The sequence below is a fragment of the Streptosporangium amethystogenes subsp. fukuiense genome, assembly GCF_042665875.1.
In the GTDB taxonomy this organism is placed as follows: Bacteria; Actinomycetota; Actinomycetes; order Streptosporangiales; family Streptosporangiaceae; genus Streptosporangium; species Streptosporangium fukuiense.
In genome coordinates this window covers 5589737-5612999 of sequence record NZ_JBHTEE010000001.1, presented here as the reverse complement: position 1 = coordinate 5612999, position 23263 = coordinate 5589737, and the positions used below count along the sequence as shown (strand labels likewise).

The following is a 23263-nucleotide window of genomic DNA, read 5'->3' as shown; positions in this document are numbered from 1 at the left end:
CGCGTGGACATCGACGCCTTCGTCACCGCGCACCGGCCCGCCTGGGACCGCCTTGAGGATCTGGTCCGGCGGCGTGGCTCGCTGGACGGCGCGGAGGTCGACGAGCTCGTCGACCTCTACCAGCGGGTGGCCACGCACCTGTCCCTGGTCCGCTCGGCCTCGGCGGACCCGATCCTGGTGGGCCGCCTGTCGGCGCTCGTCGCCCGCGCCCGTTCGGCGGTGACCGGGGCGCACACCCCGGCCTGGCGGGAGTTCGTCCGCTTCTTCACCGTCTCCTTCCCGGTGGTCGCCTACCGGGCCCGCTGGTGGTGGATGGCCACCGCCGCCGCCTTCCTGCTGGTCTCCACGGTCGTCGCCGTCTGGGTGGCGCGAAACCCCGGCGTCCAGGCGGCGATCGCCACCCCGGAACAGATCACCCAGCTTGTCGAGCACGACTTCGCCGACTACTACTCGGAGAACCCGGCGACCTCCTTCGCCGGCCAGGTCTGGGTGAACAACGCCTGGGTCTCGATGCAGGTCATCATCATGTCCATCCTGCTCGGCCTGCCGATCCCGTACGTCCTGTGGGAGAACGCGGCCAACGTGGCCGTCTCCGCCGGGTTGATGGCCTCGCGCGGCAAGCTCGACATCTTCTTCGGCCTGATCACTCCGCACGGCCTGCTGGAGCTGACCGCGGTGTTCCTCGCCGCCGCCGTCGGCATGCGCCTCGGCTGGACGGTCGTGGACCCCGGCCCGCGCAGGCGCGTCGAGGCCCTGGCCGAGCAGGGCAGGGCCGTGATGAGCGTGGCGCTCGGCCTGGTCGTGGTGCTGCTGGTCTCCGGGCTGATCGAGGGGCTGGTCACCCCCTCGGGGCTGCCCACCTGGGCGCGGATCGGCATCGGGGTGGTCGCGGAGGCCGCCTTCCTGGCCTATGTGATCTTCTTTGGCCGCCGGGCCGTGGCCGCCGGCGAGACCGGCGACGTGGAGCGCGCCCCCGACCTCGCCCCGAGCGCCGGCTGAGCGCCCCGCCGGGCCTCCCGGGCCCGCCGGCCTCGCCGAACATGACGATCCCCGGACTCGGACCCCCGGACGCGCCTCCAGGGCACCGGGACGACGATCAGAGCCGCCCGGACGCCTTCAGCGCCAGGTAGGCGTCGGCCAGGGCGGGGGCGAGCTGCTCGGGGGCGGCGTCCACCACCTCCACGCCCTGGCGGCGCAGCAGGGCGGTGATCCGCCGCCGCCCCGCGCTCAGCCGCTCGGCCGCCGCCGCGCCGTAGACCAGCTCGGAGGTGCCGCGCCCGGCGGCCATCTCGGCCACCTGCGGGTCGGAGACGGCGGCCAGGAGCACCAGATGCCGGGCGGAGAGCTGGGGGAGCACCGGCAGCAGGCCCTCCTCCAGTGCCGCCGGGTTGAGGTCGGTCAGCACGACGACCAGGCAGCGCCGCCTGGCCCGTGACATGACCGCGGCGACCATCGAGGCCGAGTCGGCCTCGACCAGCTCGGCCTCGATCGGAGCCATGGTGTTGACCAGCGAGGACAGCAGCTCCGTACGGCCGGCGCCGGACACCCAGGCGCGCACCGCGCGGTCGTGGGCCAGGAAGTCGACCCGGTCGCCCGCGCGGGAGGCCAGCGCGGCCAGGAGCAGTGCCGCGTCCATCGACCAGTCGAGGCGGGGCCAGCCGGGCACCACCCGCGACCTGCCCTGCCGACCGCTCCTCGGTACCTCGCCGGCCAGCGGGATCGGGGCGGTGCCCACCCGCCCGGCCGAGGTACGGCCGGTGTCGAGCACGATCAGCACCCGCCGGTCGCGCTCCGGCCGCCAGGTGCGGACCACGACGTCGTTGCGGCGCGCGGTGGCCCGCCAGTCGATCGAGCGTACGTCGTCGCCGACCACGTACTCCCGCAGCGAGTCGAACTCGGTGCCCTGCCCCCTGACCATCGACGGATGCCGGCCCTCCAGTTCCCTGAGCCTGGACAGCTTGGCGGGCAGGTGCTTGCGGCTGAGGAAGGGCGGCAGCACCCGGACCGACCAGGGCACCCGGTGCGAGCCCTGGCGGCCCGCGATGCCCAGCGGCCCCAGCGCCCGCACCGTCACCGTGACCGCCTCGCGGTCACCCCTGCGGGTGGGGGTGAGCGTCGTGACCAGCCGGCGGCGCTCGCCGGCCGGCACGTCCAGCGGCAGGTGCCGGGGGGCGGCCCCGGCGGACGGGGGCCAGGCGTCCCTGAGCACGCCGCGCACCCTGCGGGGACCGGGGTTCTCCACGATCAGCTCGACCGCGACCGACTCACCGAGCCGTACCAGCCGCTCGCCCGAGCGGGTGAAGCGCAGCGGGCGCACGCTTCCGGCCAGCAGCAGGTCGATCACGACCAGCACCGCGATCAGCAGCGCCACCCCGGCCACGGCGGGCCCCCCGCGGGGGGCGAACAGCACGACCAGGGTGCCCAGCAGGGCCAGCAGCGCGGCCCGTCCTGTCAGCGCCATGGGTCAGCGGGGTACGGGGACGGAGGCGAGGACGGCGTCGATGAGGCCGTCGGCGGTCGCGCCCTCCAGTTCGGCCTCGGGGCGCAGCTGGATCCGGTGCCGCAGCGCGGGCCTGGCCAGTGCCTTGACGTCGTCGGGCGTCACGTAGGCGCGGCCCGACAGCCATGCCCAGGCCCGCGCCCCGGCCAGCAGCGCGGTCGCGCCACGCGGTGAGACGCCGAGCTGGAGCGAGGGCGACTGGCGGGTGGCCCTGGCGATGTCCACGATGTAGCCGAGCACCTCGGGGCCCGCGTGCACCTGGCTGACCGCCGTGCGTCCCGCGGCGAGGTCGGCGGCGGTGGCCACGGCCCTGATGTGCGACAGGTCGCGCGGGTCGAAGCCGAGTGCGTGCCGCTCCAGCACCGCGATCTCCTGGTCGCGGGGCGGCAGCGGGACGGTCAGCTTGAGCAGGAACCGGTCGAGCTGCGCCTCGGGCAGCTGGTAGGTGCCCTCGTACTCGACGGGGTTCTGGGTGGCGGCCACGATGAACGGGTCCGGCAGCCCGCGCGCCGTCCCCTCCACGCTGATCTGGCGCTCCTCCATCGCCTCCAGCAGCGCGGCCTGCGTCTTCGGAGGGGTTCTGTTGATCTCGTCGGCGAGCAGCAGGTTGGTGAAGACCGGCCCCTCGCGGAACTCGAACTCCGAGGTCTTCGCGTCGTAGATCAGCGAACCGGTGATGTCGCCCGGCATGAGGTCGGGGGTGAACTGCACGCGCTTGAAGTCGAGAGAGAGCGCCGCCGCCAGGGTGCGCACCAGCAGGGTCTTGGCGACGCCCGGCACGCCTTCGAGCAGCACGTGGCCCCGGCAGAGCAGCGCGATCACCAGCCCGGTGACCACGGCGTCCTGGCCGACGACCGCCTTGGCGACCTCGGCGCGCAGGGCTCCCAGCGCCTCCCTGGCGCCGTCCGCGCTCTGTGCGGCGGGTGCGCCGGGCGCGGTCCTGACGACGGAGGTCGCCTCGGCGAGATCGCCGTTCCCCGGTGGTGTGGTCACGACTTTCCGACCTGCCTTTCCACGATGTCCATGTATTCGGCCAGGGCTACCAGCCCCGCCTCGTCGAGTGGCGGAGGTCCGTACAGGGCGGCGCCCACATGTGGCGCCGGCTGGCCGGTCCGCTCGGCGATCGCGTTCACCAGCGCGTCGGCTCCCGCCCTTGAGGGCAGCCCGAGACGGGGGGTCACCCGGTCGATGAAGCCGGCGCGCAGGGCCGCGGCGGCCCGATCGCGGGCACGCCTCGCACGGTAGAGCCTGGCACGTCCCTCGACGGTCTCGGCCGCCCTGACGACGACGGGCAGCCGCTCGGCCACCACGGGCCCGAGCCTGCGGCCCCGCCAGAGCGCCAGCAGCAGCACCGCGACGAGCACCTGCACCACGGCCCACTTGACCCCGGCGGGGATCAGATCGTAGAAATCCGCCTCACCACGTGCCGCCGAGGTGGTCTCGGGGGGCGTCAGCCAGATCAGGGTGGGGCGCCCGCCGGCGAGGTTCATCGCCAGCGCGGCGTTGCCGTCCTCGGCGAGCCGCAGGTTGGTCATGAACTGCCCGTCGCCCGTGACGGTGACCTTCCGGTCCCCGGTGGGGTGGAAGACCAGGGTGGGCCGCCCGTCGGCGGGGTAGCAGCCGGTCGCCCCGGCGGGCAGGGTGAACGCCGTGCCGCCGAGGTAGGCGCTGCCCGCCCTCGCCGCGGCGGGCAGCGCGCACCGGGGCTCGCGGGAGCGCGCCCGCACCTCCCGCGCCGGGCCCACCCCCGGTGCGAGCCGCTCCAGATGTGACCGTACGCCCACCAGCAGCAGGTCCGACGGTGTCGCGGCGAGCCGATCCGCCTTCGCCTCGTCGAGCGGGAAGGCGTCGCTCACCAGCAGGGTGCTGCCGGTGGAACCGGCCTGCCCGGCCTGGGACTCGGCCTCGGCGACCGAGGTGACCCGCGCGACCCGCACGCCCCGCGCCTGTAGCAGCCGGGCCAGGCCCTTGCCGCCGGACAGTGAGGTGTCGGCGGGGTCGAGGGGCCTTCCCGCCGGGCCGGAGCCGCCGAGCAGCACGCCGACGACGGCGACGGCGACCACCAGGATCGCCACCAGGAGGGCCCCCCTGCCGCCGCGCCAGAGGCCGCGGGCGGTCGGCGAGGTGGAGGTCGACCCGGCTCGCTCGGGCGCGGCCAGGCTCATGGTGTCCCCATCCGTACGGGCGACGCCGGGCGGGCGGCGCGCAGGTGCTCGTCGAGAGCGCACATGACCCGGTACGCCTCGGGCGTGCCGGGCACCTCGCCGTAGGTGACGTCGTCGAACACCCGGGCCGCCGCGGCCAGTTCGGCGGCGAGCGCGGGTAGCGCGAGCCCGGCCTCGGCCGCCAGCTCCCCGGCGGTGCGGCCGGGCGTGGAGTCGACGATCACGCGGTCCTCCAGGTCGCGGGCGACGGCCCGGAGCCGCTCGCGGACCGCCTCGGCCCACCGCGCCTCCGCGGCCAGCCGCTCGGCGGCCTCGCGGTGTTCGGCGGCGGTGAGGCGGCGGTCACCGAAGAGACCCTCCGCGCGCGTGGAGGTACTCCTGGCGGTTCTGCGGGCGACCAGGAACACCGCGACGGCGATCCCGATCACGATCACGATGAGGACGGCCCGCGCCGCCAGGCTGCCGACGACGCCCGCGGACTCCTGGTCGAGCAGGTCGCCGAGGAACTGGTTCACCCCTCGCCACAGGCGGTCGACCAGGGGTTCCTTGGCGTACTCGGCTCCGAGCAGCTCCTGGATCGCCCGGCGTCGAGCCTCCTCGCGCCCGATGTCGATCGGGGACGCCGGGAACGGGAACGTCAGGAGTGGGACCACGGAGCTCCCTGATCGGGGGACCCGTGCCGCGCGGGGCCGGGGGGCGTGACGGAGGGATCCCACAGATCGTCGGCCGAGGCGTGCACCCAGCCCTGCCGTCGCTGCTCGATCGCCGCGGTCTGGAGCACCAGGTCGAACGCCTCGGTGCGCATCCGCCGGTCGGCGTAGAGCAGGCCGTTGACCGCGGCCTGGAAGGGGTAGGTGATCATCGCGCCGACGGTCGCGCCCACGGCGATGAGGACCGCCGTGGCGATCTGCGCCCCGAGGGAGCCTCCGCCCAGGAGGCCCAGGAGGCTCCCGCCCAGGGTGAACGGGAAGGAGAGCAACGTGCCGACCAGACCGGCGAGGATCTGGGTGAGCAGCAGGATGCCGAGTGTCCGCCAGAAGCCGCCGGAGACCAGGTTCCAGGACCTGCGCAGGGAGTCGACGACGCCGCGCCGTTCCAGCACCGCGGCCGCGGGGGCGAGCGCCAGCCGGGTGGTGATGAACAAGGCGTACGCCACGTAGGACAGCAGCGCCAGCAGGCCCACGATGACCACCGCGGGGAGTCCGGCACCGGCCGCGTCGAGCGCGGCGAACAGTCCGACGAACAGGAGCATCGGGGCGAGTACGGCCACCGTGCTGACGATCACCAGCCCGAACAGCGTGGGCACCCGGCTCCGGGTCAGCGCCCAGGCCTCGCCCGTCGTCATCTTGCCGCCGAAGACGGCGCGGCCCAGGATGCGCGTCAGCACGCCGGTCAGCAGCGTCACCGCCACGAGCTGCACCGCGTAGGAGAGCAGGGTGCCGCCGTACTGGGAGAGGAAGCTCATCTCCGGAAGGTTCGCCGACGCTTCCGGGTCGCTCAGGCTCTCCAGGGTCACCGCGGTGTCGCCCAGCAGGAGCGCCTGCCCGATCGCCACGGGGATCGCGCTCAGCGCCGCGGCGATCGCGGACAGGCCCAGGACGCTCTTGGGGTTGGAGCGGATCAGCTTGATCGCGCCGTCCAGGATGTCGCCCAGGCCGAGCGGGCGCAGCGGGATGATCCCGGGGCGCATCGCGGGGGGCTCCTGGCGCACGCCGTAGGGCGGCGAGCCATGGGGCGGCGGGCCGTAGGGGCCCTGCTGGTGCGGTGCCTGGCCGTGGGGTGGCCCGGGAGGCGGCGGGCCCGCGGGGGAGCCGGGGGCCGAGCCGGGTGCGGTCCACGGCGATCCCGGGGCATCGCCGTACGGCGGAGGTTGGTTGGACGCCCAGCCCGGGGGCGTACCGGGAGCGGAGCCGTGACCGTCTGACATATCCCAATCCTGGCATGTGGTCACACCGTTCGTGGTGATCGGGTGATCACGCGGACGTTTCATCTCCCCGAAGAGCGGCGGAGATGCCAGAGGGATGGCCGAGACGCCGTCGTTTACCGCAGACTGGGAGCGTGGTCATCGCCGCCCGGCGTTCGCAGTCGCCGGGACCGGTGGTGATCGTGCGGGGGCACCATTGCGCGCTTCGCGTTGTGTACGCCTAAAGTTCGTCATTTGGAAGGCTGGTCGTTGGCCGGTGTCATCTACTCGACGGGCAAGGGTAATCTTCGACGACCGAGCGGTTTATCCCAATAACTCCCGAACTGCGTAAAACGAATGAGGGGCCATGAAAGGACGCGTGCTGGTCGTCGACGACGACGCCGCTCTCGCCGAGATGCTCGGTATCGTGCTGCGCGGGGAGGGTTTCGAACCTTCCTTCGTCTCCGATGGTGACAAGGCGCTCGACGCGTTCCGCGACACTCGGCCGGATCTTGTACTGCTCGACCTGATGCTGCCCGGCGCCGACGGGATCGACGTCTGCCGCCGGATCCGGGCCGAGTCCGGGGTGCCGATCGTCATGCTGACGGCCAAGAGCGACACCATCGACGTGGTGCTCGGCCTGGAGTCCGGGGCCGACGACTACATCGTCAAGCCCTTCAAGCCCAAGGAACTCGTCGCCAGGGTGCGGGCCAGGCTGCGCCGCACCGACGAGCCGACGCCGGAGATCCTGCAGATCGGCGACATCACCATCGACGTCGCCGGACACTCGGTCAAGCGGGAGGAGGAGACCATAAACCTCACCCCGCTGGAGTTCGACCTGCTGGTCGCCCTCGCCCGCAAGCCGCGCCAGGTCTTCACCCGCGAGGTCCTGCTCGAACAGGTCTGGGGCTACCGCCACGCGGCCGACACCCGCCTGGTCAACGTGCACGTCCAGCGACTGCGAGCGAAGATCGAGAAGGACCCGGAGCATCCCGAGATCGTGGTGACGGTCCGGGGGGTCGGTTACAAGGCCGGCCCGGCCTAGCCGAGACTCCCCCCGGAGCCCGAGATGCCTCCCGCGCCGAAGAAACGCCGCCGCACCCCGCGCCAGTTGCTGCGGGGTGTCCGGCGTCGTACCCGGCGGGCGGCCGGAAGGGTGCGCCGCGTCTTCTGGCGCTCGCTCCAGCTGCGCGTGGTCACCAGCACGATGGTCATCTCCATCGTGGTCGTCGCCGTGCTCGGCGTCTTCCTCATGCAGCAGATCGTCAGGACCACCCTGGAGACCAGGGAGAGCGCGGCGAAGAGCGAGGCCCAGGCCGACCGGAACGCGGTGCTCGGCTATCTCAACCAGCCGGCCGAGGCCGCCAAGCAGCCCGTCGAGTCGGGCCAGGCGCTCCAGCCGGGGGGAAGCAGCCCGCTCAGCCAGGCCACCGAGGCGCTCGCCCGCCGGGCCGGGTCGGCCAGCCGCTACTCGGTGATCATCCGTAACGAGGGGCTGTCGGGGGAGTTCTACGGCACCACGAACATCGACCCCGTCAGCATCCCGGCCAGGCAGCGCGACGAGCTGTTCAAGAAGGAGGCGGGCGAGGACAGCACCTGGTACACCCCGCTGTACTACAAGGGGCAGCCCGACCAGCCGGTGCCCGGGATGATCATCGGCACCCGCCTCGACACCTGGGGGACCAGGCTCGACTCGTCGTATGAGATCTACCACCTCGTCCCGCTGGACAAGGAGGAGAAGACGCTCGCCTCCGTCCAGCAGATGATCATCCTTGTCGGCGCCGGCCTCGTGCTGCTGCTGGCCGCGATCTCCTCCCTGGTCACCCGCCAGGTCGTCACGCCGGTGCGGCTGGCCAGGCAGGCCGCCGAGCGGCTGGCCGCAGGGCGCCTGGACGAGCGCCTGAAGGTCCGCGGCGAGGACGACCTGGCCCGCTTGGCCACCTCCTTCAACGAGATGGCCGCCAACCTGGCACTGAAGATCCACCAGTTGGAGGAGCTCTCCCAGGTCCAGCGGCAGTTCGTCTCGGACGTCTCACACGAGCTGCGCACCCCGCTGACCACCGTGCGGATGGCCGCCGACCTGCTCTACGACGCCCGCGAGGACTTCGACCCGATGGCGGCCAGGTCGGCCGAGCTGATGCAGAACCAGCTCAACCGGTTCGAGGCGATGCTCGCCGACCTCCTGGAGATCAGCCGCTACGACGCCGGCGCGGCTGACCTCGACGTCGACTCCGTGGACGTCAGGGATGTGGTGCTCCGCGCCGTCGCCGACTCCGAGGCGCTGGCCGAGCGCCACTCCACCCGTTTCGACCTGCGCCTGCCCGGCGAGCCCTGCATGGCGGAGATGGACAGCCGCAGGGTCGAGCGCATCCTGCGCAACCTGCTGTTCAACGCGATAGAGCATGGCGAGGGCCGGGACATCGTCGTCTCGGTCGCCGCCGACAGGGACGCGGTGGCGGTGGCCGTACGCGACCACGGGGTGGGGTTGAAACCCGGCGAGGAGAACCTGGTCTTCGACCGGTTCTGGCGGGCCGACCCGTCCAGGGCGCGCACGATCGGCGGTACGGGACTGGGCCTGGCGATCTCCAGGGAGGACGCCATCCTGCACGGCGGCTGGCTGCAGGCCTGGGGCTCGCACGGGGAGGGGTCGCAGTTCCGGCTCTCGCTGCCCAGGGTGGCGGGGGCGGTCCTGCGGGGCTCGCCGCTGCCGCTGGTACCGCCGGAGGTGGAGATGCGCCGCACGTGGCGCGGGCACATGACGCCGGTGCTGTCGCCGGCGGTGGCCGACGGGGGACGCGATGCCGACTGAGCGCGCGCGGAAGGCGGGGACGGCGATCCTGGCCGTCACCCTGGTCTGTGGGGCGTCGGCCTGCTCGGTCATCCCCACCGGCGGCAAGTCCGTCGTCGCCGTCGACAACGAGCGCAAGGGCAACCCGCTGGGCGACCCGTACGCGCGGGTCATCGCCATGCCGCCGAAGGCCGCCTGGTCGCCGGAGGAGGTCGTCACCGGCTTCCGCGCCGCGATGGCGAGCCCCGACGACCCCGACTTCCAGATCGCCCGGCAATACCTCACCGGCGACTTCGCGAACAACTGGAACCCGCACAGCGGTGTCACGGTCTACCGGCAGGGTGACTACGAGAAGTTCGCGCCGCTCCGGGAGGGGGACAAGCACGCCCAGGTCACACTCAAGGGCACCAAGACCGCCATCATCGATCAGGACGGCCGTTACCGTCCGAGCGGCGGCCCGCTGAACCAACCCTTCACGCTCGCCAAGGAAGCGGGCGGGGAGTGGCGCATCAGCGCGGCCCCCGACGGGCTCCTGCTCTCCGAGGCCGACGTCGCCCGCGGCTACCTCCCCGTGGATCTCTATTTCCTCGACTCCCACTGGAAGGGGTTGGTGGTCGATCAGGTGCGGGTACCGATCGACCCGGCCGCCAACTTCGCCAAGACGACCGTGGAGCGGCTGCTTCAGGGACCGAGCAGCTCCCTCAAGGGCTCGGTGCGCTCCGCCCTCGCCGACACCGAGCTCATCGACGTCACCACCGAGAACAACCGGGTCGTCGTCGACCTCACCAGGCGGGTGGACCCCGACCTGATCGACCCGATGTCGGCCCAGCTCGCCGCGACGCTCACCGCGCTCACCAAGGGCGGCTGGGGTTTCGAGGTCAAGGTCAACGGCGAGTCGTACTACGCCGACACGCCGCTGCAGATCGACGCCCAGGAGCAGTCGAACTTCGACCCGTGGACGACCCCCGACACCGTCACCTCGTTCTATCTCGCCGACGGCGCCCTGTGGCTGCTGGACAAGGAGAACGTCGGACGGCCGGTGCCGGGCAGGGCCGGCCAGAAGAAGAACGCGCTCACCCGCCCGGCGATCAGCGGCCAGCCGGTGCAGCAGGTGGCGGCGCTCGCCCAGGACGGCAGGAGCGTCTCCGTCGCGCCGCTCGCCGCGGGCGGCGAATGGCGGGTGTGGGCCACCGGCGAATCCCTCATCCAGCCGTCCTGGGACCGCTACAACACGCTCTGGACCGTCGACCGGCCCAACGACCACACCTCGATCGTGACCAGGCACGACGGTGACAACAAGCACCGCTACCGGGTGTCGGCCCCCGACCTGGAGACGGCCTACGTCAAGTCGCTGAAGGTCGCGCGGGACGGCGTGCACGTCGCGGTGGTCGTCAAGGACGGGCTGGGCGAGCAGGTCCACATCGGCACCGTCATCGGTGAGCGGGAGAACACGCGCATCGCCAACCTCCAGACCGTGGTGGACAGTGAGGGCAAGCGGACGATCAAGGACATAGCCTGGAAGGACGGCAAGACCCTCTACGCGCTCACCGGCAAGTCGGAACTGCTGGAGGCGTCGGTCACCGCGGAGCCGAAACCCCTGGCCTTCGACTCGCGGATAGGGATAGAGAGCATCACCGCGCTGGACAGCATCCTGCTGGCCGGGGCCAAGGACGACCAGGGCAACCGGCAGGTCCTCTACTGGACCTCCACCAAGTGGGAGCCACTGGTCAAGAACGAGACCGGTTCGACGGACTTCACCGAGAACGGCCCGTCCGCGCCGGCCTTCCCCCTGGGCTGAGCCGCCTTGACCGCGGGCCGGTCCCGGGCCGCCCCGGGCCTCCCGCGGCGGGGGCGGGCTCCCGGCCGATGCTCTGGGCTGGGCTTTTTGTCGGTGCGAGATGACACATTGGGGTGGTGACGACCGCCATGCTCGACCTGATCCTGCCGCCCCGCTGCGCCGGATGCGACGCGCCGGGCTCCCTCGTCTGTCCCCGCTGCGCGGCGGAGCTGCACGGAACGCCCGCGCGCCGGATGCCCGACCCCGCCCCGCCGGGCCTGCCGGAGTGCTGGTCGGCGGCCGAATACACCCCCGCCGTACGGCGGGCGGTCATCGCCTACAAGGAGCGCGGCCGCACGGTCCTGGCACCTCCCCTGGCCGGGGCCCTGGCCCTGGCCGTCGCCACGGCGGCCGGCGAGCGGCCGGTGCTGCTCGTGCCGGTGCCCAGCGCCCGGCCGGCCCACCGGCGCCGCGGGCACGATCCGGTGGCCAGGCTCGCGGAGCTGGCGGCCGGTTGCCTCCGCCAGGCCGGCTGGCCCGCGACCGTGGCGAGGGTCCTCGTCCAGCGGCGGCGGGTCGCCGACCAGGCGGGGCTGAGTTCGCTCCAGCGGGCTGCGAATCTGTCCACGGCCTTCTCTGTCACGATCGGCCGCAACGCGCCTGTGCCGCGTTCCTGGGGTGGCACAGAGGCGATTGTGCTGGTCGACGACATCGTCACCACCGGAGCGACGCTCGCGGAGGCCGCGAGGGCGATGCGCGAGGTCGGCGTGACGCCGTCCTTCGCCGCCACGGTCGCCGCGACACGCCGGAGAGTCCGAACCGGCGGACGCGACGGAGGGTGAGAGGCTCGCGGAGCCGGTGGCCGGTCGCCTCCGCCAGGCCGGCCCTCGCCGCGACACGCCGGAGAGTCCGAACCGGTGAACGTGACGGAGGGTAAAGAACGGTCTCGGCGCCCCACCTCACTCCGAGGCCACACCTCACTGTCCCCATCGTGCCTTCTGGGCTGCTCAACGGTGGCGAACGGCCCTCGCCTCCGGCGCCGCCCACCCGTGGGACAGGGTCTTCGGTGATCGGCCGCCAGGCGGTGAAGCACACAAAGTGATCCTTGACACGATCGCCAAGCTGACATTCGGCCGGGATGCGGATAGCGTCTGAGCCATGGCACCCGCTCGGGTCCGTGGTTGCGCCGGACCGACCCCCGACAGGGGGCCGGCACGGCTAGCCGATGCCAGCCGCAGGCCAAACGGTCCACGTAAGACGACTTTTCGTCGATCGATCACGGTGCGGCTTAGAGGTAAGTCCTGCCTTCCCGGGGAGCCAGATGTTCCTCGCCAGAAGAGAAGGGCATGTAGTGGCAAAGAGCTGCGAAACCCTCAGCAGGCGGATGTGGGGACGAAGACCAGGTCGGCCGAGCGGGTGCCGCAGTACCACCGTCGAGATTCGAAGGGGGGCCGTGCATGGAGATCATCGTCAAGGGTCGGCACACCGGAGTGAGTGACCGATTCCGTGACCACGTGAACACCAAGCTGGCCAGGATCGAGCGTTTGGACCACAAGCTCATTCGCGTTGACGTGGAGGTGTCCAAAGAACGTAATCCCCGTATCGTCGATCAGCGAGAGCGTGTCGAGCTCACCATTCATTCACGTGGTCCAGCGGTCCGGGCGGAGGCCTCGGCCGACGACCGTTTCGCCGCCCTTGACATCGCACTCGGCAAGCTCGAAGGACGGCTGCGGCGTCTCGCCGACCGGAGAAAGATCCACCACGGCAACCACTGCCCCCCCTCGGTCGCCGAACTGACGGCCACCGCGCTCGCGGAGACGTTCGAGAGCGCCCCGGACCGGTCGCTCACCGAGCAGGCCGAGACCGACCTTTCCGAGGACAAGACCATCATCCCGATCCAGATGGACGGGGATGGGCCGCTGATGGTCAGGGAGAAGTTCCACAAGGCCGATCCGATCACGATCGACCAGGCACTTCTGGAGATGGAACTGGTGGGGCACGACTTCTACCTGTTCCGTGACAAGGAGAGCGGGCAGCCGAGCGTCGTATACCTGCGTCAGGGGTACAACTACGGCGTGCTGCGGCTCGTCGAGCCCTGACGAACGCGCTCAAAGATCCTCTCCGACCAACCGAGGACCATGAAACCCGTGTAATCATGGCGGTCCACCGGCTCTGGCCCCCCGAGGAGGAGGCGTGACGGAACCCGACGACGCAACCAGCCCGACCGGACGCGGCGAACCGATCCGCGTGCTGATCGTTGACGATCACGCGCTGATCCGCCGCAGCCTGGAGATGGCGCTGGCCGCGGAGACGGACATCGAGGTTGTCGGCGAGGCGAGCGACGGACAAGAGGCGGTCGAGCTCGCCGACCGCCTCACTCCGGATGTCATGCTCATGGACGTCCGGATGCCACGGAGAAGCGGTATCGAGGCCACTCGTGAGATCAAGGCCTCGGTGCCGAGCACGCGGATCATCATGTTGACCGTGAGTGACGAGGAAGAGGACCTCTTCGAGGCGATCAAGGCGGGCGCCACCGGCTACCTGCTGAAGAACGTCCAGCTCGACGAGGTGCCGGAGGCCGTACGCGGTGTCCACGAAGGACAGTCGCTGATCAATCCGGCGATGGCCGCCAAACTCATCAGCGAGTTCGCCAGCATGAGCCGCAAGGAGGCCGAGCGGCCCCCGCAGCTCCCCGTCCCGCGCCTGACCGACCGGGAGATGGAAGTGCTTCGCCTGGTCGCGAAGGGGATGAACAACCGCGAGATAGCCAAGCAGCTGTTCATCTCCGAGAACACGGTGAAGAACCACGTCCGGAACATCCTGGACAAGCTGCAGCTCCACTCCCGGATGGAGGCGGTGGTCTACGCGGTCCGCGAGCGGATGCTTGAGATCACCTGACCCGCCCCCGGTGCGGTGACCGCGGGACGGTCACCGCACCCGTGCCGCCGTACGGGTGCGGCGGCCGGGGCCCTGCGGCGCCCGGGCGGCCCAGCGGGGCTCAGCGTCATGGTCCGGCGTCACGGTCCGGCGTCGCGGCTCGGCGAGATCGGCTCGGTGCGTCCGTGCTCAGGGCACCCGGCTCAGGGCGTCCTGAAGGGGGCCGGCCAGCAGGGGATCCACCCGCTCGACCCGGACGGCGTCGCAGCCGACCCAGCTCGCCGCCTCCCAGAGCGCCCCGGCCAGCGAGGCCGCGCCCCTGCCGGGCGTGACGCCGGGTTCAAGGCTCACCTGGCGGGCCACCAGGGTGGCACCCTCGCGGGCGGGGTCGACGCGCCCGATCAGCCGGCCTCCGGCCAGGACCGGCATCGTGAAGTAGCCGTGGACGCGCTTCTCCCTGGGAACGTACGCCTCAAGGCGGTGGTTGAAACCGAACACGCGGGCGGTGCGCGCGCGATCCCAGACGAGGGAGTCGAACGGGGAGAGCGGGGTCGTGCGGTGCCGGCCTCTGGGCTCGGTCTCCAGCGCGGCGGGATCGGCCCAGGCGTCCGCGGCACGCTCGGGCCATTCGGGGACGCGGACGGGGACCAGCCCGGCGGACCCGTCGCGCAGGCAGCTGTCGAGCAGCAGCGCCTCGGGTGCCTTCAGCCGCAGGAAGTCGACGAGGTCGGCGCGGGTGGCCACCCCGAGCGCGCGCCCGGCGATGCCGGCGAGCCGGGTGACGCACTCGGCGTCGGACGGCTCCTCGGCCAGCAGGTGCCCGGGGACCGCGCGCTCGGCCAGGTCGTAGACACGGCGCCAGCCCACCCTGCGCGTGCAGACGACCTCGCCGGTGTCGAGCAGCCACTCAATGGCGATCTTGGAGTCGGACCAGTCCCACCACGGGCCGCCCTTCTTGGCTCCGCCGATGTCGGCGGTGGTGATCGGGCCGCTCTCGCGGACCCGCTGCAGCACCGCCTCGACACTGTCGGGCACCTCGTGCCAGCGGAACTTCCTGGCCCGGAAGTACCTCCGCCTGAAGGCGTACAGCGGCCAGTCGTCGATCGGCAGGACGCAGGCGGCATGACACCAGTACTCGAAGGCCCTCGCGGGCTCGTCCCAGTAGGCCCGCTCGACCTCCCGCCTGCCGACGGCGCCGAGGCGGGCGTACGCGACCAGTTCGTGGGAGCGGGCCAGCACGGAGATCGTGTCGAGCTGGACGGCACCCAGGCGGCGCAGGGCCGCGGGGGCGCCGCCGCGTCGGGACTCCGCGCCGAGGAACCCCTGAGCACGGAGGATGATACGACGGGCCTCGTCTGAGGAGAGGGAGAGCTTCATGACCGCCCCGGGAGGAGACAACACGGTGTGCGGCTGAGGCTAGCGCCTGACACCGACAAAAATGCTATGCCGGTGTCAGGGCGTCGCCGGGCGGGGGGACCCGGATCCGGTGACGGCGACTCCGGCCGGCGTCAGCCGAGGACGCCCCGGGCGGTCCGGTCGCGCGTCGTGCGGGGCCTGTCCACGACGACGTCCTGGAAGACCCGGAAGACCAGCACCAGGATGGCCCCGATGACGCAGACCGCCGCGCCCGCCCACAGCAGAAACCAGTTGGGACCCGTGCAGAGGCCGGTTCCGGCGATGGCGGAACCCAACATGATCACGGTCACCGCCAGCCAGGACGACGCCCTGCCCCAGTGGTCATCCCTCGCCGTCACGGCCTCTCCCTCCGAGAGGGCTGTGTCGAATTCACATGATCACCTGATACGAACATGACAAAAGACGACATACCCTTTGAAGTTGGCCGTACTCTCTCAAAGAAGCGGGCAAGGAACTCCACAGGCCACAAGAGCGTCTTTCAGGGTGGCTGTGTCTGGTGGCGGAACCGCCTACGATGGCAGCGGAGAACCATGTCTCGTCCTCAGCCGGGCCGGTCCGGCCGCGGAAGACCTGCGAGGAGCTTTACCTAAAGTGCCAGCCTTTCTCGATAAGATTCTTCGCGCCGGCGAAGGCAAGCTTCTGCGTAAGCTCAAGCGGATCGCCGACCAGGTCAACTCCATTGAAGACGACTTCACGAGCCTGACCGATGCCGAGCTTCGCGCACTGACCGCCGACTACAAGCAGCGCTACGCCGACGGCGAGTCTCTCGACGACCTGCTTCCCGAGGCCTTCGCCACCGTTCGCGAGGCGTCCCGGCGGGTGCTGGGCAAGCGCCACTTCGACGTGCAGATCATGGGCGGGGCCAACCTGCACATGGGCAACATCTCGGAGATGCGCACCGGTGAGGGCAAGACCCTCACCTGTACGCTGCCCACCTACCTCAACGCCATCTCGGGCAAGGGCGTCCACGTCATCACGGTCAACGACTACCTGGCCAAGCGCGACGGCGACGAGATGGGCCGCATCCACCGCTTCCTCGGTCTCGAGGTCGGCGTGATCCTGGCCAACATGCCCTCCGACGAGCGCCGCAAGCAGTACAACGCCGACATCACGTACGGCACGAACAACGAGTTCGGCTTCGACTACCTGCGCGACAACATGGCATGGTCGCTGGAGGAGTGCGTCCAGCGCGGCCACCACTTCGCCGTCGTCGACGAGGTCGACTCGATCCTCATCGACGAGGCCAGGACGCCGCTGATCATCTCAGGGCCCGGTGAGCAGTCCGGCAAGTGGTACTCCGAGTTCGCCAAGATCGTTCCTCGGCTCCGCAGGGGCACCGAGGGCAAGGACGGCGAGGAGAACACCGGCGACTACGCCGTCGACGAGAAGAAGCGCACGGTCGGCATCTTCGAGTCCGGCGTGGAGAAGGTCGAGGACTGGCTCGGCATCGAGAACCTCTACAAGCCCGAGCACACCCACCTGGTCGGCTTCCTCAACAACGCGCTGAAGGCCAAGGAGCTCTACAAGAAGGACAAGGACTACATCGTCGTCGACGGTGAGGTCCTGATCGTCGACGAGTTCACCGGTCGCGTCCTGCACGGCCGCCGCTACAACGAGGGCATGCACCAGGCCATCGAGGCGAAGGAAGGCGTCAAGATCAAGGACGAGAACCAGACTCTCGCCACGATCACGCTGCAGAACTACTTCCGCCTCTACGAGACGCTCTCCGGCATGACCGGCACCGCGGCGACCGAGGCCAACGAGTTCCACCAGACCTACAAGCTCGGCGTCGTCCCGATCCCGACGAACCGGCCGATGATCCGCAAGGACCAGGCCGACGTGGTCTACAAGACCGAGGACGCCAAGTTCCTGGCCAGCGTCGAGGACATCAAGGAGCGCTACGAGAAGGGCCAGCCGGTCCTGGTCGGCACCACGAGCGTCGCCAAGTCCGAGCGCCTGGCCAAGGAGCTCAAGCGCAAGGGCATCAAGCACGAGGTCCTCAACGCGAAGAACCACGCCCGTGAGGCCGCGATCATCGCCGAGGCGGGCCGCAAGCACGCCGTCACCGTGGCCACCAACATGGCCGGTCGAGGCACCGACATCATGCTCGGCGGCAACCCCGACTTCCGTGCCGACCTGGAGCTGCGCAGCCGCGGCCTCGACCCGGTCGAGACCCCGGAAGAGTACGAGAAGGCCTGGGGCGAGGCGCTGGAGAAGGCCAAGGAGGCCGTGAAGGCCGAGCACGACGAGGTCACCGAACTCGGCGGCCTCTACGTCCTGGGCACCGAGCGGCACGAGTCGCGGCGCATCGACAACCAGCTCCGCGGCCGTTCCGGCCGTCAGGGAGACCCGGGTGAGTCGCGCTTCTACCTCTCGCTCGAGGACGACCTCATGCGCCTGTTCAACTCGGCCAGGGTCGAGATGATCATGACGCGCCTCAACATCCCGGACGACGTGCCGATCGAGTCGGGCATCGTCTCCAAGGCCATCGCCTCCGCGCAGCACCAGGTCGAGCAGCAGAACTTCGAGATCCGCAAGAACGTTCTGAAGTACGACGAGGTCATGAACCGGCAGCGCAAGGTGATCTACGCCGAGCGTCACCGGGTGCTGGAGGGCGCGGACCTGCACGAGCAGATCCGCGGCTTCGTCAACGACGTGATCGACGAGTACATCGCGGGTGCCACCGCCGAGGGCTTCGCCGAGGAGTGGGACCTCGACAAGCTGTGGAAGGCGCTCGGCCAGCTCTACCCGATCAGCATCACCGCCGACGAGCTCATCGAGGAGGCCGGGGGCCGCGAGGAGCTCACCGCCCAGTTCCTCAACGAGCGGGTGAAGGCCGACGCGATGGCCGCCTACGACCGTCGCGAGGAGGAGATCAACGCGCAGGCCATGAACCCGGAGGGCATGCGGGTTCTGGAGCGCCGCGTCATCCTGTCGGTTCTCGACCGTAAGTGGCGCGAGCACCTCTATGAGATGGACTACCTCCAGGAGGGCATCGGCCTGCGCGCGATGGCCCAGCGCGACCCGCTGATCGAATACCAGCGCGAGGGCTTCGAGATGTTCTCCCAGATGCTCGAGGGCATCAAGGAGGAGTCGGTCGGCTACCTGTTCAACCTCGAGGTCGAGGTGCAGAGCAACCCGATCGTCGAGGAGGCCGAGCCTTCCGAGGACGTAGCGATCGCGGAGACCCGCTCGATCATCGCCCGTGGCCTGCGTGGCCCGCAGCGCCCCGCCGAGCTGGAGTACACGGCTCCGGGGGAGAGCGGTGAGGTGGAGCACACCCGGATCAGGACCAAGGCCGAGCGTGACGCGTACGGCAACGTCGAGCGCAACGCGCCGTGCCCCTGCGGTTCCGGCAAGAAGTACAAGCGCTGCCACGGCGACCCCAAGAACGTCGAGGTCTGATCGCTGATCGGAGGGCCCGCACCCATGGGTGCGGGCCCTCCGGCGTGTCAGGGAGTCGTCTCGAACTCGGTGCAGAGCCACCGCACGCCCCTGCGCTCCAGCCTGAGTGCCAGGACGCGCGAACGGTCGCCGCAGTCGACCACGGCGCACATCTCCACCACCCCGTCCTCGGGCTGGGAGATGTGGGCCCTGCCCGCCCGGGGCGGGCGCGCGCTGTTGATGATCTTCCCGCTCCTGGTCAGCTCGGCCTGGGCCCTGCCGGTCAGGTGACAGGAGACGCTCGCCGGCGGCCGCCTGCCGGACAGGATCTCGGCGACGGCCTGGGCGAGGGCGCGCAGCCGCCGCTCGTCGGGGATCGCCCCCGGCGGGCCCCAGATCAGTGGCCTCCCGGTCGGAGGTGCCGGAGTCTCGGGTTCGAGGGAGAGGGCGAGGGTTCCCTGCACGTACGGAGGCATGGCCGGGATGTCCGTCGTGGGGCGGTCCTCGTCGTAGGGGGGCTCGGCGGCGGGGGACGGCGCGATCCGGGGGAGCGGCGCCGGACGTCGTGGGGGCGACATGGGTGACTCCGATGGGGCTCGGCTTGCGGGCGGAGAGACTGACACATGAAGGAGTTTCCGGCCCACTGCCCAGATACGCGGTCCGCCAACTTTCTGAAAATCCCGGTTGGTTCGTCCCTTCGGGCGGAGAAGGTGACCTTGAGCTGGAGTGGTCCATCCCCGAGGGGAGCGGGTTACGGCCCGAGCTGTGATCTTCGCTGGACGGCCGAAACCACTTCAGGAGCCGGGCGGTCCGGAGTCAGGGCCGCCAGGCGCCGCGCCGGGGGGCGCGGCCGGCTCGCCGGAGTCGATGTCGGGTTCGGGCTCGCGGCCGGGGGTCATGATGTTCAGCTTCCTGATCAGGAAGCTGAACACGGAGTAGTAGATCACCGCGTAGACCAGCCCCATCACGATGACGATCGGTATCCCCCGGGCGTTGGGCGCGGTCCCGTACAGGCCCAGGTCGATCAGCCCTGAGGAGAAGCTGAAGGCGAGCTTGGCGCCCAGGGCGGAGGCGAGGGCCATGGAGATGCCGGTCAGCACGATGTGGATCACGAACAGCACCGGAGCCACGAAGATGAAGGCGAACTCGATCGGCTCGGTGATCCCGGTGAGGAAGGCGGTGAGCGCCGCGGAGATCATGATCGAGCCGACCGCGGTACGCCGGTGCGGCGGTGCGGCCCGCCAGATGGCGATCGCGGCGGCCGGCAGGCCGAACATGAGGACCGGGTAGAAGCCGGCCTCGAAGCCGCCGTAGCCGACGGCGCCGCTGTTGAAGCAGATCATGTCCCCGGCGAGTTTCTTGCCGTCGACCACGCACTCGGGGACCTGGGTCCAGATCACGTTGTTGACGATGTGGTGCATGCCGAGGGGGAGCAGGGCGCGGTTGACCATGCCGTAGATCCCGGCGCCGAGTTCGCTGTTGGAGGCGAGCCAGGTTCCGGAGGCGCGGACCCAGCCGCCGAGCACCGGCCAGACGAAGCCGAGGAACACCCCGATCACGAGTCCGGCGAAGGCGGTGAGGATCGGCACCAGACGGCGCCCGCCGAAGAAGGCCAGCCAGGTCGGCAGCCTGGTGCGGTGGTAGCGCTGCCAGAGCAGCGCCGAGACCAGGCCCATGATGATGCCGCCGAGCACCCTGGTCGGGTTCTGCGCGCCGAGGTCGAGTACCACGCTGGGAACGCCGGGGGTGGCCCGCTCGAACACCTCGGTGGTGATGGACTCCCTCAGGTCGGCGTCGAACAGGATGAAGAACATGTTCATGCTGACGGCGTGGAAGACCAGATAGCCGACGAGCGCCGCCAGGGCGGTGGAGCCGTCGGCCTTGCGGGCGAACCCGATGGCGACACCGATCGCGAACAGGATGGGCAGGTTGTCGAAGAGCGCGCCGCCCGCGGTGCCGACGACGCGGGCCACATCGTCGAGCAGGGCGCTGTCGGTCCGGCCGAGAAGGTCGTCCCGTCCGAGCCTGAACAGCAGGCCCGCGGCGGGCAGGACCGCGATCGGCAGCATCAGAGAACGTCCCAGGCGCTGGAGCACGCTCATCGCGGCGGATCCGGGCCGGTGGACGGCGGACAGGCCCGCGTCCGCCGTGGGGGGACTCATCGGGCTTTCCTCCAGGGGGTGAGGGGGAGGAGTGCGGCGAAGGGCGGGGTCAGGCGCGGCGGGTCGGTAGCTCCAGGATCGTACGGAGCTGGTAGCGGTCGGCGCGATAGGTGGAGACCCCGAGTTCGGCGCAGACGCCTCCCGCGTAGGAGCGCCGCTGCAGCAGCAGCACGGCCCCGCCGCGGGGCAGCTTCAGCAGATCGGCGTCGCCGGGATCGGCGATGCCGCCGTCGATGGTGAGCTCACCGGCGTCGAGCACCAGGCCGTAGCGGGTCTCCAGCAGGGCGTAGAGGGAGCGGCCTGTCAGGTCGTGGGTGTCGAGGTCGGGTGCGATGGAGACGGGAATGTGCGCCCGCTCGATGCACATGGGCTCGCCCGCCGCGGTCCGCAGCCGTTCGATGAAGTGGACCTCGTCGCCCGGCTGGATGCCGAGTTCCCTGGCCAGGTGCGCGCTGGCCCTGACCACCCGGCGGTCCAGGTCGCGGGAGCCGGGTTCCATGCCCCTGGCGCGCATCTCCTCGCTGAAGGAGGTCAGCCGCAGGGCCATCTCGATCTTGGGGCGGGCCACGAAGGTGCCCTTGCCGGCGACCCGCTGGAGCCTGCCCTCGGAGACCAGGTGGTCGACGGCCTGCCGGACGGTCATGCGGGACAGGCCGAAGCGCTGGCAGAGTTCGCGCTCGGACGGGATCGCGGTGCCGATCGCCAGCTCGTTGTTCTCGATGAGGTCGAGCAGGATCTCCCGCAGCTGGAAGTACTTGGGCACCGGGCTGTCCGGGTCGATCTGGGCCACGGGATCCTCCCCCCTCGATCTGAGGTGTCTGATGAGTTATGGTTCGTACTGGTCTAGTCCGGACTAGACCACAGGCCGGAAAAGGGTGTCAACGTACGGACCGGAGACGGATCGATAACGGCCCGATCTCGTCCGTCCGAGCTGAAGGATGAGCGCGAGATGACGACCAAGATGCGCAGCGAGATAGCCGAGCAGCCCGCCGCGTTGCGAGCCACGCTCGACGCCCTTCTCCCCAGAACAGGGGAGGTGGAGCGGCTCGCGGGGCAGACTCGCCAGCTGCTGTTCATCGCCCGTGGCACCTCCGACAACGCCGCAGTCTACGGCCGTTACCTGGCCGAGGCGCACACGGGCAGGCTCTCCACGCTCGCCGCCCCCTCGATCGCCACCACCTACCGGCGCAGGCTGGACCTCGACGGCGTGCTGGCCGTCGCCCTCTCCCAGTCGGGCAGGACCGAGGAGATCGTCGAGACCCTCGCCTGGGCGAAGGACTGTGGCGCCCGGACCGTGGCCATCACCAACGGCGGAGAGCGGAGCCCGCTGGCGCAGGCCGCGGACCTCGCCCTGTGCACGGTGGCGGGCGAGGAGAAGGCCGTCCCCGCCACCAAGACCTACACCACCCAGCTCGCCGCCCTCGCCGTGCTCGCCCTCGGTCTCGGCGCGGACGTCGACCCCGGCGACCTGCGGCGGGTTCCGGACGCGGTGGAGAAGCTGGTGGGTGACCCGGGCGACCTGGAGGCGATCGTCGAGGGGCTGGCGGACAAGCCCGGTGTCGTGGTCTCCGGCCGGGGGCTGGCCTTCTCCACCGCGCTGGAGCTGGCGCTCAAGCTCAAGGAGGCGTGTTACCTGCACGCCATGGGCCTGTCGTACGCGGACCTGCTGCACGGCCCGATCGCCGTGGTCGACGCGGACACCCCGGCGATCCTGGTCGCGGCGGGTGAGGGCCCGACCCTGGCCGGCACCGTGGCGCTCGCCGAGCGGGTGACCGGTGCGGGAGCCTCGGCCTACACGGTCGGCGGCGGTACCGCGCTCTCCTCGGTCTCCACCGCCGCGCTGAACGGCCCCGACCTGCCCGAGTGGGTCGCGCCGCTGGGCCTGATCGTCCCCGGTCAGCTGCTCACCGAGGCGCTCGCGCGCAGGCTGGGGATCGACCCGGACGCTCCGCGTGGTCTCAACAAGGTGACCCAGACCGAATGATCGCGATACCTCCTCTAGCCTGCCCATAGCCCTGGGGACAGGGTGATCACAACTGGAGGGCGACATGGCGGCCGACGCCGACGCGATCATCGCTGGACTCGGTGGTGCGGACAACATCATCGAGATCGAACCGTGCATCACCCGGCTCCGCACCGAGGTGCGTGACGCCTCCAAGGTCGACCAGGTGGCCCTGCGGGCGGCCGGCGCGCACGGCGTGATGGTGGCCGGCGGTGTCGTGCAGGTGGTGGTGGGCCCCGAGGCCGACATGATCGCCGGCGACATCGAGGACATCATCGGCTGAGGGAGG

General features: G+C 70.7%; 20 protein-coding genes. 10 read left to right on the top strand and 10 right to left on the bottom strand.

The genetic code is table 11. The features are described from left to right. Positions 1–3: 3 nt before the first annotated feature. Positions 4–999 carry a stage II sporulation protein M gene (locus ACFQVD_RS23905; protein ID WP_343980271.1) on the top strand — a complete coding sequence of 332 codons (996 nt, stop codon included), beginning with the start codon at positions 4–6 and terminating at the stop codon, positions 997–999. Between the two features lie 97 nt (positions 1000–1096). Here the strand turns inward: ACFQVD_RS23905 and ACFQVD_RS23900 are convergent, their stop codons facing one another. From ACFQVD_RS23900 to ACFQVD_RS23880, 5 genes are all read right to left on the bottom strand, one after another. Further along, a complete protein-coding gene (locus tag ACFQVD_RS23900; protein ID WP_343980268.1) occupies positions 1097–2461 on the bottom strand; it encodes a DUF58 domain-containing protein in 1365 nt (454 codons plus the stop codon). Positions 2462–2464: 3 nt separating this feature from the next. Beyond that, positions 2465–3388, bottom strand: a complete 924-nt coding sequence (locus ACFQVD_RS23895) for an AAA family ATPase (protein ID WP_343980396.1) — start codon at positions 3386–3388, stop codon at positions 2465–2467. Between the two features lie 101 nt (positions 3389–3489). Then, on the bottom strand, positions 3490–4665 hold the full coding sequence (locus ACFQVD_RS23890) for a DUF4350 domain-containing protein (protein WP_364147335.1): 1176 nt from the start codon (positions 4663–4665) through the stop codon (positions 3490–3492). Continuing rightward, complete coding sequence (locus ACFQVD_RS23885) at positions 4662–5318, bottom strand: DUF4129 domain-containing protein (protein WP_343974466.1); 657 nt, start codon at positions 5316–5318, stop codon at positions 4662–4664. Before ACFQVD_RS23885 ends, ACFQVD_RS23890 begins: the two co-directional genes overlap by 4 nt. Continuing rightward, positions 5303–6592: a hypothetical protein gene (locus ACFQVD_RS23880; RefSeq protein ID WP_343974463.1), complete on the bottom strand. Its 1290-nt coding sequence runs from the start codon at positions 6590–6592 to the stop codon at positions 5303–5305. Before ACFQVD_RS23880 ends, ACFQVD_RS23885 begins: the two co-directional genes overlap by 16 nt. 343 nt (positions 6593–6935) lie before the next feature. On the opposite strand from ACFQVD_RS23880, the gene mtrA reads away from it, so the two are divergent. The 6 genes from mtrA to ACFQVD_RS23850 all read left to right on the top strand — a co-directional run bounded on the left by mtrA (position 6936) and on the right by ACFQVD_RS23850 (position 14031). Then, positions 6936–7613 carry an MtrAB system response regulator MtrA gene (mtrA, locus tag ACFQVD_RS23875; RefSeq protein WP_030907316.1) on the top strand — a complete coding sequence of 226 codons (678 nt, stop codon included), beginning with the start codon at positions 6936–6938 and terminating at the stop codon, positions 7611–7613. 24 nt (positions 7614–7637) lie between these two features. Continuing rightward, positions 7638–9377, top strand: coding sequence for an MtrAB system histidine kinase MtrB (mtrB, locus tag ACFQVD_RS23870; RefSeq protein WP_343974448.1), 1740 nt, complete (start codon positions 7638–7640; stop codon positions 9375–9377). Continuing rightward, complete coding sequence (locus tag ACFQVD_RS23865; RefSeq protein WP_343974445.1) at positions 9367–11154, top strand: LpqB family beta-propeller domain-containing protein; 1788 nt, start codon at positions 9367–9369, stop codon at positions 11152–11154. Before mtrB ends, ACFQVD_RS23865 begins: the two co-directional genes overlap by 11 nt. 116 nt (positions 11155–11270) lie before the next feature. After that, positions 11271–11975, top strand: a complete 705-nt coding sequence (locus tag ACFQVD_RS23860; RefSeq protein ID WP_386272086.1) for a ComF family protein — start codon at positions 11271–11273, stop codon at positions 11973–11975. A gap of 615 nt (positions 11976–12590) precedes the next feature. Further along, positions 12591–13232 carry a ribosome hibernation-promoting factor, HPF/YfiA family gene (gene hpf, locus ACFQVD_RS23855; protein WP_343978963.1) on the top strand — a complete coding sequence of 214 codons (642 nt, stop codon included), beginning with the start codon at positions 12591–12593 and terminating at the stop codon, positions 13230–13232. Between the two features lie 94 nt (positions 13233–13326). Beyond that, the gene (locus tag ACFQVD_RS23850; RefSeq protein WP_343978966.1) at positions 13327–14031 is read left to right on the top strand and encodes a response regulator transcription factor; all 705 of its coding nucleotides are present in this window, start codon (positions 13327–13329) and stop codon (positions 14029–14031) included. A 168-nt stretch (positions 14032–14199) separates the two neighbouring features. Here ACFQVD_RS23850 and ACFQVD_RS23845 read toward each other — a convergent pair whose 3' ends face one another. Together ACFQVD_RS23845 and ACFQVD_RS23840 are read right to left on the bottom strand one after the other, a co-directional pair. Continuing rightward, a complete protein-coding gene (locus ACFQVD_RS23845) occupies positions 14200–15387 on the bottom strand; it encodes a winged helix-turn-helix domain-containing protein (RefSeq protein ID WP_343978969.1) in 1188 nt (395 codons plus the stop codon). 131 nt (positions 15388–15518) lie between these two features. Further along, the gene (locus ACFQVD_RS23840) at positions 15519–15764 is read right to left on the bottom strand and encodes an HGxxPAAW family protein (protein ID WP_343978972.1); all 246 of its coding nucleotides are present in this window, start codon (positions 15762–15764) and stop codon (positions 15519–15521) included. 253 nt (positions 15765–16017) lie between these two features. On the opposite strand from ACFQVD_RS23840, the gene secA reads away from it, so the two are divergent. Continuing rightward, the gene (secA, locus tag ACFQVD_RS23835; protein ID WP_343978975.1) at positions 16018–18831 is read left to right on the top strand and encodes a preprotein translocase subunit SecA; all 2814 of its coding nucleotides are present in this window, start codon (positions 16018–16020) and stop codon (positions 18829–18831) included. A gap of 47 nt (positions 18832–18878) precedes the next feature. On the opposite strand, the gene ACFQVD_RS23830 is transcribed toward secA, so the two are convergent. From ACFQVD_RS23830 to ACFQVD_RS23820, 3 genes are all read right to left on the bottom strand, one after another. After that, a complete protein-coding gene (locus ACFQVD_RS23830) occupies positions 18879–19388 on the bottom strand; it encodes an Rv3235 family protein (RefSeq protein WP_343978977.1) in 510 nt (169 codons plus the stop codon). Positions 19389–19604: 216 nt separating this feature from the next. Beyond that, on the bottom strand, positions 19605–20972 hold the full coding sequence (locus ACFQVD_RS23825; protein WP_343978980.1) for a PTS transporter subunit EIIC: 1368 nt from the start codon (positions 20970–20972) through the stop codon (positions 19605–19607). Positions 20973–21021: 49 nt separating this feature from the next. Further along, a complete protein-coding gene (locus ACFQVD_RS23820) occupies positions 21022–21762 on the bottom strand; it encodes a GntR family transcriptional regulator (RefSeq protein WP_030907291.1) in 741 nt (246 codons plus the stop codon). A gap of 159 nt (positions 21763–21921) precedes the next feature. Between ACFQVD_RS23820 and ACFQVD_RS23815 the strand changes: the two genes are divergently transcribed. Both ACFQVD_RS23815 and ACFQVD_RS23810 read left to right on the top strand, forming a co-directional pair. After that, positions 21922–22956, top strand: a complete 1035-nt coding sequence (locus ACFQVD_RS23815) for an SIS domain-containing protein (protein ID WP_343978984.1) — start codon at positions 21922–21924, stop codon at positions 22954–22956. Between the two features lie 64 nt (positions 22957–23020). Continuing rightward, a complete protein-coding gene (locus ACFQVD_RS23810) occupies positions 23021–23257 on the top strand; it encodes a glucose PTS transporter subunit EIIB (protein WP_343978987.1) in 237 nt (78 codons plus the stop codon). Positions 23258–23263: the final 6 nt, after the last annotated feature.